Origin of the sequence: Microcystis flos-aquae FACHB-1344, assembly GCF_014698375.1 — a bacterium.
Taxonomy (GTDB): Bacteria; Cyanobacteriota; Cyanobacteriia; order Cyanobacteriales; family Microcystaceae; genus Microcystis; species Microcystis aeruginosa.
The window spans coordinates 1-12,400 of record NZ_JACJSW010000163.1 but is presented as its reverse complement, the minus strand read 5'-3'; the positions used below and the strand labels follow the sequence as shown (position 1 = coordinate 12,400).

The 12,400-nt window shown below is 42.6% G+C and carries 15 protein-coding genes and 1 pseudogene; 12 read left to right on the top strand and 4 right to left on the bottom strand.

The genetic code is table 11. The annotated features are described in order from the left end of the window. Positions 1–146: pseudogene (locus tag H6G48_RS15270) on the bottom strand (IS701 family transposase); the annotation flags it as partial. A 103-nt stretch (positions 147–249) separates the two neighbouring features. Here H6G48_RS15270 and H6G48_RS15265 point away from each other — a divergent pair. The 8 genes from H6G48_RS15265 to H6G48_RS15230 all read left to right on the top strand — a co-directional run bounded on the left by H6G48_RS15265 (position 250) and on the right by H6G48_RS15230 (position 7,913). Beyond that, positions 250–1,629: a DNA methyltransferase gene (locus H6G48_RS15265; RefSeq protein WP_199328822.1), complete on the top strand. Its 1,380-nt coding sequence runs from the start codon at positions 250–252 to the stop codon at positions 1,627–1,629. Continuing rightward, the gene (locus H6G48_RS15260; protein WP_190722382.1) at positions 1,602–2,600 is read left to right on the top strand and encodes an AvaI/BsoBI family type II restriction endonuclease; all 999 of its coding nucleotides are present in this window, start codon (positions 1,602–1,604) and stop codon (positions 2,598–2,600) included. The genes H6G48_RS15265 and H6G48_RS15260 overlap by 28 nt, the downstream gene beginning before the upstream one ends. 240 nt (positions 2,601–2,840) lie before the next feature. Further along, a complete protein-coding gene (locus H6G48_RS15255; RefSeq protein ID WP_079209335.1) occupies positions 2,841–3,209 on the top strand; it encodes a SpoIIAA family protein in 369 nt (122 codons plus the stop codon). A gap of 203 nt (positions 3,210–3,412) precedes the next feature. Next, positions 3,413–4,183, top strand: coding sequence for an HAD family hydrolase (locus H6G48_RS15250; RefSeq protein ID WP_190722381.1), 771 nt, complete (start codon positions 3,413–3,415; stop codon positions 4,181–4,183). A gap of 80 nt (positions 4,184–4,263) precedes the next feature. Then, positions 4,264–4,851, top strand: coding sequence for a Panacea domain-containing protein (locus tag H6G48_RS15245; protein WP_190722380.1), 588 nt, complete (start codon positions 4,264–4,266; stop codon positions 4,849–4,851). Further along, on the top strand, positions 4,823–5,200 hold the full coding sequence (locus H6G48_RS15240; RefSeq protein ID WP_190722379.1) for a hypothetical protein: 378 nt from the start codon (positions 4,823–4,825) through the stop codon (positions 5,198–5,200). The genes H6G48_RS15245 and H6G48_RS15240 overlap by 29 nt, the downstream gene beginning before the upstream one ends. A gap of 261 nt (positions 5,201–5,461) precedes the next feature. Next, a complete protein-coding gene (gene trxB / locus H6G48_RS15235; protein WP_190722378.1) occupies positions 5,462–6,820 on the top strand; it encodes a thioredoxin-disulfide reductase in 1,359 nt (452 codons plus the stop codon). 262 nt (positions 6,821–7,082) lie between these two features. Beyond that, on the top strand, positions 7,083–7,913 hold the full coding sequence (locus H6G48_RS15230; protein ID WP_002759687.1) for a metal ABC transporter permease: 831 nt from the start codon (positions 7,083–7,085) through the stop codon (positions 7,911–7,913). A gap of 117 nt (positions 7,914–8,030) precedes the next feature. Here H6G48_RS15230 and H6G48_RS15225 read toward each other — a convergent pair whose 3' ends face one another. Then, positions 8,031–8,252: a hypothetical protein gene (locus H6G48_RS15225; RefSeq protein ID WP_190722377.1), complete on the bottom strand. Its 222-nt coding sequence runs from the start codon at positions 8,250–8,252 to the stop codon at positions 8,031–8,033. A gap of 139 nt (positions 8,253–8,391) precedes the next feature. Between H6G48_RS15225 and H6G48_RS15220 the strand changes: the two genes are divergently transcribed. The 3 genes from H6G48_RS15220 (at position 8,392) to H6G48_RS15210 (ending at position 9,942) form a co-directional block, all read left to right on the top strand. Next, on the top strand, positions 8,392–9,198 hold the full coding sequence (locus H6G48_RS15220; protein WP_190722376.1) for a TlyA family RNA methyltransferase: 807 nt from the start codon (positions 8,392–8,394) through the stop codon (positions 9,196–9,198). Positions 9,199–9,387: 189 nt separating this feature from the next. Then, positions 9,388–9,558, top strand: a complete 171-nt coding sequence (locus H6G48_RS15215) for a type II restriction endonuclease (protein WP_147072966.1) — start codon at positions 9,388–9,390, stop codon at positions 9,556–9,558. Between the two features lie 3 nt (positions 9,559–9,561). Next, positions 9,562–9,942, top strand: coding sequence for a cyclic nucleotide-binding domain-containing protein (locus H6G48_RS15210; protein ID WP_002759683.1), 381 nt, complete (start codon positions 9,562–9,564; stop codon positions 9,940–9,942). Between the two features lie 29 nt (positions 9,943–9,971). Here the strand turns inward: H6G48_RS15210 and fmt are convergent, their stop codons facing one another. Both fmt and pgeF read right to left on the bottom strand, forming a co-directional pair. Continuing rightward, positions 9,972–10,949 carry a methionyl-tRNA formyltransferase gene (fmt, locus tag H6G48_RS15205; protein ID WP_190722375.1) on the bottom strand — a complete coding sequence of 326 codons (978 nt, stop codon included), beginning with the start codon at positions 10,947–10,949 and terminating at the stop codon, positions 9,972–9,974. Positions 10,950–10,990: 41 nt separating this feature from the next. After that, positions 10,991–11,785, bottom strand: a complete 795-nt coding sequence (pgeF, locus tag H6G48_RS15200) for a peptidoglycan editing factor PgeF (RefSeq protein WP_002759681.1) — start codon at positions 11,783–11,785, stop codon at positions 10,991–10,993. A 57-nt stretch (positions 11,786–11,842) separates the two neighbouring features. Here pgeF and H6G48_RS15195 point away from each other — a divergent pair, with 57 nt between their 5' ends. After that, positions 11,843–12,325: a DUF4351 domain-containing protein gene (locus tag H6G48_RS15195; protein WP_423202549.1), complete on the top strand. Its 483-nt coding sequence runs from the start codon at positions 11,843–11,845 to the stop codon at positions 12,323–12,325. Positions 12,326–12,400: the final 75 nt, after the last annotated feature.

Below are 12,400 nucleotides of genomic sequence, written 5' to 3'. Positions count from 1 at the left end.
AGGTTTTTCCTCTCACTTTCCCCTAATAATCCTCCTAAATATTGTCTGAAGCCGTTTTTTTGCGCTTCGTTTTTGAAGCAATTGTCAAACCGCCGACACCATCGGTCAAAGCAGGGAGGCATCGCGGCTGGGGTTGTCTCTTTCATCGCCGATTTTTCAACGTAAAGTGCTTACTCTTTAACGATTATACTCTATTATACTCTTGTTGATCGTTTAAGTCCCAATAGTTCAGTTAATGTAGCAGAAAGATTGTTAGAAATCAACAATCTCGATCGAGAATTATTTAATTATTTTCAAGACAAATTACTTGATTCTGAGCAATTATCTCGTACTCTAGTGAGTTTTCAAGGTAATAAGAACCAACCAGTTTATCGCTGGTATAAATATAAAGAGGGTTTTTCCGTTGATCTGATAGTTTATCTTCTGGAAAAATATGGTATCAAACAAGGAAAAATACTAGACCCTTTTGCTGGCAGCGGAACAACTTTATTTGCGGCGGCGGCCAGGGGTTTATCAGCAGATGGAATAGAACTATTGCCGATTGGACAAGAATTAATTATTACTAGACAAATTTTAGAAAATGGCTTAAATAGTGATGATATACATCGTCTAGAGTATTGGTCTAACCATAGCCTTTGGCAACAGGTAGATGACAAAGTTAAGTTATTAGAATTACCAATTACTCAAGGAGCATATCCCCAAGAAAATCAGGCTTGTATAGAAAGTTACTTAGGGTTGATTGCCCAAGAGAATGAGCGAGTGCAAGCGATCTTAAAATTTGCCTTACTTTCTATTCTCGAATCAATTAGCTATACTAGAAAAGATGGTCAATACCTCCGTTGGGATTATCGTTCTGGTAAACAACAGGGCAAAAATATATTTGACAAAGGAAAAATTTTAGACTTTAAAACTGCCCTACATAGCAAGTTACGAGAAATTCTCGCAGATTTAGAGCCTAGTCAGCAACAATTGGAACTTTTTTCTAGAGATTATCCTCGGGGAAAAATTCAACTATATCAAGGTTCTTGTCTTGAGATTTTGCCAGAGATTTCGTCAGAAAAATACGATTCTATTATTACTTCTCCTCCTTATTGTAATCGCTATGATTATACTCGTATCTACGCTTTGGAATTGGCTCTGTTGGGAATAGATCAACTACAATTAAAACAATTACGTCAACAAATGCTTAGTTGCACTGTTGAAAATAAACCCAAAGAGTTACTAAAAATCAATGAACATTGGTCGCCAGCCATTGCCATAACTGATCGTCAAAAATTATTAGAAAGTATCCTAGGTTATTTAGAGGAATTAAAATCAAGCAAGGCCTTAAATAACCATGGTATTCCTCGGATGATTAGGGGGTATTTTCTGGAAATGTCTTGTCTAATTTATGAATGCTTTCGGGTTATGAAATCCTCGGGTATTTTCTGTATGATTAATGATAACGTTCGTTATGGGGGAGCTAGTATTTCTGTAGATTTAATTTTGTCAAAAATCGCCGAAGAAATTGGATTTAAAGTAGAAAATATTTTAGTAGTTCCTCAGGGAAAAGGTAATAGTAGTCAGCAAATGGTATCTCATGGTAGAGAATCTTTAAGAAAATGTATTTATGTGTGGAGAAAGCCTTAATGAAAAAACCCTATCTCTTGCATTTAAACCAAAGTTGTGATTTGGAGACTACCTATGAAGCCATCCGTTCAGGATTTATTGCTCTAGCCTTAGAAAAAAATCAGAGAGCTACTCCTTTAATTGCAGAAGCAAGAACCTTAAAAATTATTGCCCAAACCGTAAACAATCCTAGAGATTTACTAAACATCCCAGATATTCAATCGGCTTTATTAACTGCATCGGGAATTTCTGATAAGGCTAAAAATTATTTACATCCCCAAGACAAGGTAGAAGCAATTCAGGAATTAATTGTCAATTTTCTGGAACCTGCGGGGACTAATTTTGTCGAGGAGTTAGTCTATAGATTTCTATTGATTCGGGGTAACACTTTAGGAGGAATAATGAGAAACGCGGGTGGCTCCTTAGCTCAAAGTAAATTTACTCGTTCTCTATTAGCAACTTTAAGAGTAGCAGGGATTGCTTATGATTGGCTCAATTCTAGTAATAATCAATGGAGAGAAGCTGAAGAAATGACACCTAATCTAGAAATCTTGGTTAGAGGTGTTAGCTGGTTAAATAACAGCCAACCAAGAACAATAATTTATAATGTCAATGTTCCCATTGTCAATAACAACAATATTGATTTGTGCCTTTTAAAATGTGATTCGACGCAATTAGCTAATCAAAAAATCAAAAAACAAACCTTACAATCTGCTGATTTATACATTGCTTTGGGAGAATTGAAAGGTGGGATTGATCCCGCAGGAGCAGATGAACATTGGAAAACTGCTCGTACTGCTTTGCAGAGAATTGATGATGCTTTCAGAAAAATATCTAAGCATCCTTATACTTTTTTTATCGGTGCTGCTATTGAAACAAAAATGGCCAGGGAAATTTATCAGCAATTAGAGACGAAAAAACTCACCAATGCCGCTAACTTAACCAATGATAATCAACTGGTTTCAATTATGCGTTGGCTATGCCATCTTTAACCTAGTTAACATCTAGAACATTACCCCTCAAATAAAGTCCAGTTGGGTTGGTTAGCAACGCATAAACCACCCAATTCTGATTAGATGGCAAGAAGAATTAACCAGCCTAATCTTCGTGTCTTTGTGTCTTTGTGTCTTTGTGGTTATTCTCTGCGAGCGCTTGTTAATTTTCCCTCAATCTTTGTCCCACTATTCGTGATAGCATAGAGTTAGACTTCGACCATTTGGGAGAGGCAAACTATGATAGATTATAATTTAGACGCGGCGCATAGCATTCTCTATATGCAACCTACATCTGCACTTGCGGCGGAAGATTTCATCAAGATTGCGGAGGCAGTGGACCCCCACATTGAAGCCACTGGTGGCCTTGCTGGCGTAATCATCGAAGTTCCCACGTTCACTGGTTGGGAGAGTTTTGGTGCCTTGGTTGCTCATTTCCGGCTGATACGCGACCATCACAAGTACGTCAGTAAGGTTGCCGTGGTGACTGATTCCACTCTGGTTAAACTGATTGAAAGTCTGGCTTCCCACTTTGTCGCCGCTGAAGTCAGGCAGTTCCCGTGGGGGGAAACTGAGGTAGCGACCCAATGGGTCTTGGGCGGCTCCTGATTCTCTGACAGTACAATAGACATCTCCAGCAATTAACCTCAATCTAGCCTGAATTTTGGAGGTGTCTAATACACGGTTAGACCGATGGAGACAGCTATGTTATATCAACGATGAAGCAAAGAATAGCTAATAGCATGATGTCTTGGACAATTTTTTAATTTTCGCTGCGCTATACTGCCATTATTGAGATTAAACCAGCATTTATGCGTCAATCCCCCCGTATTCTAGCACTGGATTTTGATGGTGTTCTTTGTGATGGCATGATCGAGTATTTTCAGATTAGCAAACGCACCTATGAAACCCTTTGGCCAGAAATAATTCCCGAGGATTTTTTCCCTAGTTTTTCGCAACTTCGTCCCGTTATCGAAACCGGTTGGGAAATGCCCTTACTGTTGCGATCGCTTGTTCTCGGTATTCCCGACGAGGAAGCTTTAAATAATTGGCCGTCAATTCGGCAAAATCTGCTAGAAAGGGAGAAAATAGCGAAAAAAGTTCTCTCAAATGCTCTCGATGGTCTTCGGGATCGATGGATTGAGTCGGATCTAAACTCTTGGTTAACTTTACACCGATTTTATCAACCGGCGATCAATCGCCTAGCCTCTCTTTTAGACTCGGATTTTTTGGTTTATATTATCACTACCAAAGAAAGTCGTTTTGTCAAGCAATTGTTACAAAAAGTAGCAATTAATTTTCCAGCAGCGAGATTAATTGGCAAGGAAATTAAACAGCCGAAATACGTCACTATTCAGCAAATACTAGCTGATTTAACGGAATATCCCGCTAATTTGTGGTTTGTCGAGGATCGTCTCGATGCGTTGGAATTAGTGGAGCAACAAGCCGATTTAAACGATGTGGGCTTATATTTAGCCGATTGGGGATATAATACCGCTCAAATGCGCCAAAAAGTCGCTCAAGATACCCGCATTAAGCTGTTATCCCTATCTCAATTTGCGGCAGACTTCACCCACTGGTAAAGTCGGTGACGAAAAATATTAAAACTTCCCCCATTACCCCATGAGCACTGTTAAGCTTTCTTTATACACTTGTACTAATTATGATTGACTGCCTGACTGTGGCTCGCTACTTTATCATCAGAGCTTACGAGGATGGTATGGACGCTGAAATGACTAATATGAAAGTCCAAAAGCTTTTATATTATGCACAGAGCTTGCATTTGGCCCTATACGATGAACCATTGTTTAAGGAGGAAATTCAAGCATGGCGTTACGGTCCGGTTTGTCCTGCTGCCTATAAGTTCTACAGTGATTTTGAGGCTGAACAATTACCAATTCCTCGCCAAGAATGCCTGTCTGGGCTGCCATCGGAGAAAAAAGAACTTTTAGCAGAAATTTGGCAATATTTCGGTAACTACCACGCCTATCGGTTGAGTGACATGACTCACGCGGAATTTCCTTGGAAAAAGGCTCGTAAAGGTCTGCCACCAGAAGAAAGTTCCACAGAGCCAATTCTCCTTGATGATATGAAAGCATTAGGTTATCAAAAGCTTGATTTGATAGAACAGGAACATCCGGCCTACAAAGCAGCCATGTCTGAAGTTTTGAAGGAGGCATTGGCGACGGAATCTTCTCATCGTATTGGGAAAGGAGAAGTGCATGACTGGCTCAATTCCCTTCTCGATTGAATCTTCTGACAACTTCGAGCGCTCTTTCAAAAAACTGGCAAAAGTTCACAAAAATAGCTTTGTTGAACTTATTGCCAAAACTTTAGAAGATTTAATCGACGACCAATATCCTCATAACTCCCGTCAGGAACCTCTACCGGGGAAAATTCAGTTGCCGGAAGGCTGGACTTTTCATAAGCTCCATATCCGGGTTTCAAAAGGTGCTGCGGGGCAAATTAGATTAATGTATTTAGTGAGCGCGACTACCTACACAATTAAACTGGTTTGGATTTATAGCCATGAGCAGTTTGTCAAACGTCCTGCTGATGCCGATTTGAAAGCTATTATCCGAGAGATTCTGGATTTTTAGGCAGAAATCTACTTCTTGCTGGGTTAGGACGCATATTAAACTGATGGGTAAACTAAGCTAAGACGCATTTAAACCGCTTATTCTTAGATTAGCCGAACCTCCCCCAATCCCTTTACTGTTGCCTTTTGCAAGAGTGCCTCTTGCCTCGTCTCAACAAGCAATTTAAATTACGAACAGCTTATCTAACTTATCGTCGTCTAACCTACCCGACATTATCTGCTATACTAAAAAGCGTAGTCGTTATGAGTTGCATTTACGGTTATGACTGTCGAGAATTTAGTCATTATTGGTTCGGGACCCGCGGGATATACGGCGGCGATTTATGCGGCGCGTGCGAACTTAAAACCCTTGATGTTTGAGGGTTTCCAAGCGGGAGGCATTCCGGGGGGACAATTGATGACCACCACAGAAGTAGAAAATTTCCCCGGTTTTCCCGAAGGAATCACCGGTCCGAAGCTGATGGAAAGAATGAAGGAACAGGCCGAAAGATGGGGGACCCAATGCTATACCGAAGATGTTATCTCGGTGGATTTAAGTCAGCGTCCTTTTACCATTCGTTCCACGGACCGGGAAGTTAAGGCCAATAGTATTATTATCGCCACGGGAGCCACCGCCAAACGCTTAGGATTACCCAGCGAGGCCCAATTCTGGAGTAACGGCATTTCCGCTTGTGCTATCTGTGACGGTGCTACACCGATATTTAGAGAGGAAAACCTCGCTGTAATCGGTGGCGGTGACTCCGCAGCCGAAGAAGCCGTATATTTAACTAAATACGGCTCCCACGTCCATTTATTAATTCGCGGGGAAGCGATGCGTGCCTCGAAAGCAATGCAGGACCGGGTGTTAAATAATCCGAAAGTTACCGTTCATTTTCACACCCAAGCACTGGATGTGTTCGGTACAGACAGTAAAATGGAGGGATTACGCATTAAAAACTCGCAAACGGGAGAAATCAGGGAATTAGCCGTTAGAGGGTTATTTTATGCCATCGGTCACACTCCCAATACTTCCCTATTCCAAGGACAACTAGAATTAGACGAGGTGGGTTATGTGAAAGTCAAACCGGGGACTGTTGCTACCAGCGTCGAGGGGGTTTTTGCCGCAGGAGACGTACAGGACCACGAATACCGTCAGGCCATCACCGCCGCAGGTACGGGGTGTATGGCGGCGTTATTGGCAGAAAGATGGTTATCGGAGCATAATTTAATCCAAGAATACCGTCAATCAGCCACTTCTGAACATTACGAGACGAAAACCGTTAGCGAAACCCCGGCCGATACGGAGGAGACTTTTGATATTGACAAAACCCGTCACGTTGGGGGTTATGCTTTACGGAAATTATTCCACGATGGCGATCGCTTGTTAATGGTAAAATATGTTTCTCCCACCTGTGGCCCCTGTAAAACCCTGAAACCGATTTTAGATAAAGTGGTCGATGAGTACGATGGCAAAATTTATTTTGTGGAAATTGACATCGAAGCTGACCCAGAAATTGCCAAAATGGGTCAAGTAACCGGGACTCCCACGGTACAATTCTTTAAGGAGCGGGAATTAGTAAAAGAAATGCGCGGAGTCAAACAAAAAAGCGATTTTCGTCAAGTAATTGAGAGTTATCAATAATCAGTTATCAGGAGTCAGGAGTCAGGAGTCAGGAGTCGGTCGTTAGGAGATAGGGTGATAGGGTTTTGGGGTGATAGGGTGATAGGGTGATAGGGTGATAGGGAAATTTCATCCAAATGCTCCACTCCCCCACTCCCCCACTTCCCCACTCCCCAATTCATAATTCATAATTCATACCCACTCCCCCACTTCCCCACTCCCCCACTCCCCCACTCCCCCACTCCCTAATTCATAATTCATAATTCATAATTCATAATTCCCTATGCTAGAGGCTTTACAATTTGATTTTATGCGCCATGCGATTGCCGCAGGAATATTAGTTAGTATTGCCTGTGGGATTGTCGGTACTTTGGTAGTAGTTAATCGCGTGGTTTTTATCAGTGGTGGAATCGCTCACGCTGCCTATGGAGGGATAGGAATCGGTTATTTTTTCGGGATTAATCCCCTGGTGGGGGCGATATTTTTTACCTTTTTTTCGGCTTTAGGCATGGGTTTTTTACAGCGTCGCATCCGGGAGAGAGCCGATACTTTAATCGGGGTTATGTGGGCGATTGGTATGGCGATTGGGGTAATTTTTATTGATTTAACCCCCGGTTATAAAGCTGATTTAATGAGTTATCTTTTCGGTAGTATTTTAACTGTACCGAGGGATGATTTATGGATAATGGCGGGCATAGATATATTAATTATCACCTTAGTTAGTATCTTTTATAAAGAGTTATTAGCCATATCTTTTGATGAAACCTTTGCGATTATTCGCAATATTCCCGTGGAGATAATTTACTTAGGTTTAATGGGAATAACCGCTTTAACTATTGTGGCAGTAATGCAGGTGGTAGGATTAATTATGGTAATTGCTTTATTAACTATTCCTGCCGCTATCAGTGGACAATTTGTTAAAAATATGAAGGGAATGATGATCCTAGCGATTATTTTAGGAATTGTCTTTACTTTAGTGGGTTTGTGGTTATCCTATAGTTTAAATCTCACCTCAGGGGCGACAATTATTTTAGTGGCAGGATTGGGCTATTTAATCAGTCTTACTTGGAAACCTTTCATCCTAACTATCACCAGAAAAATATCTAATCTTTAAGGCTCTCCCCTAGTTGTGGTGATCAGAAAAAGTTATCTAGGGGAGGGTGAAGGCAATTCACCCCCACATTGCCCCACATTAGTTGTTCTCTAGAGGCCGATGGGATAGTCTTGCCAATTATAACCCCAAACGCTGCTTTTGGCGGGCTTTATAGGAGGCTAACAGCCAGATAGAACCAGAAATCAAAGAAGGAGCAAGGACGAAAAAAGTGGCCATGGTCACGGGATGTTCCCGGGCCCACGCCCAATAAATCATCACGGCAAAAATCAAGCCACAGTAAGCTAGTCCTAGAAAGGGGATGCCAATAACTAAAATGGCGAATCGAGTATCTTTATCCATAAAATATCGGGATGGCAGCGAAAATTTAGCTGATGGGTTCCGCTTGTCCCTATCTTTAGTTATAATCTTCCTTCTGGGATTGCTTGCGGAAAAATAAGGTATTTTTTAGAATTAGGCGCTGATTATTGGGAGGCCTTCCTTGCCGAAAGAAAGATTAGATTTATTATTAGTAGCCAAAAATCTCTGTGATTCCCGTCAACAGGCACAGCGATTAATTCGCGCTGGAGAGGTGAAAGTCAATCACCAAATCATCGATAAACCTGCCACAGAAATCGATCGGTCAGCGGCGATCGAGGTTAAGCAGAAACTGCCCTATTTGTCAAGGGGGGGCGAAAAATTAGCCAAGGCCTTAGAATTGTTTGCCATCGATGTCAGCGATCGCATTTGTTTAGATGGAGGCATTTCCACGGGGGGATTTACCGATTGTCTCTTGCAAAAAGGAGCAAAACGGGTTTATGGGGTCGATGTGGGTTATGGACAAGTGGCCTGGAGTTTACGGCAGGATCAACGAGTTATGTTACTAGAAAGAACTAATTTTCGCTATTTAACCCCAGAAAAGTTATACGGACAGGAAAAACCCGCCGATTTAGCAGTTATGGATCTGTCTTTTATTTCCCTGACCAAAGTTTTACCGACCCTGTGGACGCTATTAAATCCACCGCGAGAGGCGATTTTATTGGTCAAACCCCAATTCGAGGTGGGACGGGAAAAAGTCGGCAAAAAAGGGGTAGTTCGCGACCACCAAGACCAAGCGGGGGCGATTTTTCAGGTTTTACAGGCCGCCGCAGTCTTAGGATGGTTCTATCGGGGTTTAACTTGGTCTCCCATTACCGGACCTGCGGGTAATGTGGAGTATCTTCTCTGGTTGTCCACCGATACTGGCCAAGTTAGTCCCAGTTTAGCAGCGATCGCAGAAATCACCCAAGCAGCGATCGAACAGTTTTAACCCCGGTGTTTTCTCAAGGAAGTGGGGAGAGGGGGAGATTTTCGGAAAACCCTTGACAAATGGCGAGACTTGCTTTATACTTTATGTATAGTGGGAATCCGTGCGCCCATATATATAGGGTTTTTGAGCAAAGATAAGAGAGAAAAAAATAGACTCAAAAATCGGGTTGGGTAGGAAGAGGATAAAGGTATGAAGACGGAAATTTTCTCTCCCCGACAAGGATTAAACAAAGCATTTCTGAGAGTCAAACCGAATCTTTGTCAGGTAGAGAAGTTTCAAGTATTCTTACATACAAAAACGATGATCGGGGAGTTCAATGTATTGGAAAATGGGAGAGATAACCCGAAAAATTATTGTTAAATCATGTTAAGTCCCGTAGAAACGATTAAAATTCTCGAAAATCATCCCGATCGCACTTTTCCAGCTGGTGAAGTTATTTTTGCCGATGGCACGGAGGGCGAGTTAATGTACGGTATTCTTAGCGGAGAAGTGGAGATGTATATCAAGGGACAATTGATAGAAACTCTAGAAAAAGGGGATGTATTCGGAGCAGGAGCGCTCCTGCATGGGGATAAACTGCGAGAATCCACAGCTATTGCCAAAACTGATTGTAAATTAGCCTATCTCAATCAACCGCAGTTTTTATTTGCCGTGCAGGAAACTCCCATGTTTGCGATCGAAGTGTTAAGAAGTTATTCCGATCGCTTTCGCAAGTTAAAAAAAATCTTCACCGGTGAAGCATAGAGGAGCAAAGGAAAGCCATCCCCTGAAAACTATTGACCGAAAATCTCACCGATAGTTAAACGGGAACCATTGACCAAATCCCCACCAGAACGCGGTGATTTTCCCGATAATTGCACTTCTTTTAATAATAATAAACCCTCACCCGTCTGCACTACCGGCCCGAAATTTTTCCAGAGAGCCACGATCGCTCCCACTTCTCCGCTTAGATGAGAAAGGTCTTTTGTCTGTAATTCTGGAGGAAGTTGACCGAGATCCTCTAGGGGAATAGTCGCCATCACTTTTAGGGGTTGTCCCCGTAAAGTGGTCAGCGCATGAGGATAAAAACCCCGGACTCGATCGTGAATTGTCCGGCCCGAATCTTGCCAGTTGATTAGATAGTCAGATTTTTGAATTAAAGGGGCATAGGTGGCATCGTCGTTATTTTGAGGAATTGGGGTAATTTCTGCTCGATCGAGCTTAGAGAGGGTTTCTAGGAGCAAATCCGCCCCCATTTGTCCTAGGGTTGCTCCCACCTGTTCGGCATTGTCAAAAAGAGCGATCGGGGTGTAGGCTTTCAGTAGCATCGGTCCGGTATCCATGCCCGCATCCATTAACATGGTGGTAATGCCGGTTTCTTTTTCTCCCCTAGCGATGCACCACTGCACGGGGGCTGCTCCCCGATATTTCGGTAAAATTGAGCCATGAACGTTAATACAGCCTAATCGCGGCATCTCTAGAATTTCTGGGGAGAGAATTTGTCCGTAGGCAACCACCACAAAGGCATCCGCTCGCGATTGTCTGAGAAAATCTAAGGTTTTAGCGTTTTTTTTGACACTTTTGGGCTGCAAAACTGGTATTTGCTGTTCTATGGCTATTTGTTTCACCGGTGAGGGGATTAATTGATTGCCCCTTCCCCGGCGCTTGTCCGGTTGGGTAACGACGGCAATTACTTCTATATCAGGATTGGCTAATAATTTTTTGAGGGTGGGAACGGCAAAAGTCGGGGTTCCGAAAAAAACAATACGCATGGGAGAGGGGGGATTTTTCAGTTATCAGTGAGCAGTAATCATTAACGGCTAACTATGCCAGACCATTGAATTTTTTTGGCTTTTTCCCGACGATAGGAGAAAAAATGATCCTCTTGTTGATAGGTACAAAAAGGAGCGATCGCAATTTGTTCATCCCGAATTCCTAACTGTTGTAGTTGATGATAAATCACCCGTCGCACGTCTAGGCGCACTTTCCCTTTTTCCTCGTCAGCAAATAAGGGGGAGGGGGACAGGTTCAATAAATTCGCCAGAATTTGGTCGGGATTGGTTTCTTGGGGGAATAAACTTAAACCCACTTCTACGGCAACTTCTGCCTCTACTTGATACACTTCCCCGGCAATTGCCGGCCCCAGGGCCAGCACTAAGTTATCTAAACAACTACCTGAGTTTAATAACTGCTTTACTGCTTTGGGAACTATCCTTTTGGCCGTCCCTCTCCATCCAGAATGAATCGCCACCCCAACACCAGTAGAGCGATCGCCTATTAGTACGGGCGTACAATCAGCACTGGCCACCCAAATCCCTTGACCGGAAGCATCGGTGATAATTCCATCCGCTTCGACAATTTCCGGGTTAGTAATCCCTTGGGGATTTAATAGGCGATCGCCATGTACCTGTTTGACCCGATAAACCGGTACATTTGCCCCCAGAGCAGCCGTAAAAGCTTCTGGGGTTTGGGGGTAATAATGACGGGTAAAAAAGCCGTGGGACCAGTCCTCTAGGAGATTACAGGTAAGATAGGGCAATCCTTGCCATATTTGCCATTGCCACAGAGAAGTCTCGGTTAATCGGACATCGATCGCTACATTGGTCACAGTCTAAACCTCTCTTGCTGCATTAATACCTCGTTCTTTCCTATCCTAGTTCTGAGCTTGGCAAACGGCAACCGGAAGATTATTTATATCTCCGGTAAAAATCAAAAATTGTTGTTAGGGTTAGGAGTCAGTAGCCAGTACTCTCCGATCAGAAAAATAGTAGAGGAGGAACAAGAGAGAGCTATCGATGAATTAGAGAGATTATCACCGAATAATCCCCTAAAATCGGCTTCTTTAAACTTATTGTATAATCTGAGTAGAAATTTAGAAGCGTTATCGAAAAAAACACAGGAGGATAGGGAGTTTATTATGCGTTTAGCTCCACTTTACCAACAGGATAGGGAACAAGCGGTTCAGCAAGGTGAACAAAGAGGAGAAGCAAAGTTAGTCCTCCGTCAACTTCAGCGACGTTTCGGTGAAATACCGCAAAATCTAGAAGAAACCATCCGTAACCTTCCTGTGGAGCGCTTAGAAGACTTAGGACTCGCTTTATTAGACTTTGACACTTTGACGGATTTAGATAACTGGTTGCATCCGTGACTCGCTTTATTTGGGATAAATTTAGCAAAGACTTCTTAGAAACCCTTCTTTCTCCCTACGGTACAGTAGTTGTCA

Excerpts from the sequence above, each read along its gene's own strand:
- H6G48_RS15215 (WP_147072966.1), top strand. The coding sequence starts at position 9,388 with ATGAAGACGGAAATTTTCTCTCCCCGACAAGGATTAAACAAAGCATTT.
- trxB (WP_190722378.1), top strand. The coding sequence starts at position 5,462 with ATGACTGTCGAGAATTTAGTCATTATTGGTTCGGGACCCGCGGGATAT.
- H6G48_RS15250 (WP_190722381.1), top strand. The coding sequence starts at position 3,413 with ATGCGTCAATCCCCCCGTATTCTAGCACTGGATTTTGATGGTGTTCTT.
- H6G48_RS15230 (WP_002759687.1), top strand. The coding sequence starts at position 7,083 with ATGCTAGAGGCTTTACAATTTGATTTTATGCGCCATGCGATTGCCGCA.
- H6G48_RS15245 (WP_190722380.1), top strand. The coding sequence starts at position 4,264 with ATGATTGACTGCCTGACTGTGGCTCGCTACTTTATCATCAGAGCTTAC.
- H6G48_RS15255 (WP_079209335.1), top strand. The coding sequence starts at position 2,841 with ATGATAGATTATAATTTAGACGCGGCGCATAGCATTCTCTATATGCAA.
- H6G48_RS15210 (WP_002759683.1), top strand. The coding sequence starts at position 9,562 with ATGTTAAGTCCCGTAGAAACGATTAAAATTCTCGAAAATCATCCCGAT.
- H6G48_RS15240 (WP_190722379.1), top strand. The coding sequence starts at position 4,823 with ATGACTGGCTCAATTCCCTTCTCGATTGAATCTTCTGACAACTTCGAG.
- fmt (WP_190722375.1), bottom strand. The coding sequence starts at position 10,949 with ATGCGTATTGTTTTTTTCGGAACCCCGACTTTTGCCGTTCCCACCCTC.
- H6G48_RS15260 (WP_190722382.1), top strand. The coding sequence starts at position 1,602 with ATGTATTTATGTGTGGAGAAAGCCTTAATGAAAAAACCCTATCTCTTG.
- H6G48_RS15225 (WP_190722377.1), bottom strand. The coding sequence starts at position 8,252 with ATGGATAAAGATACTCGATTCGCCATTTTAGTTATTGGCATCCCCTTT.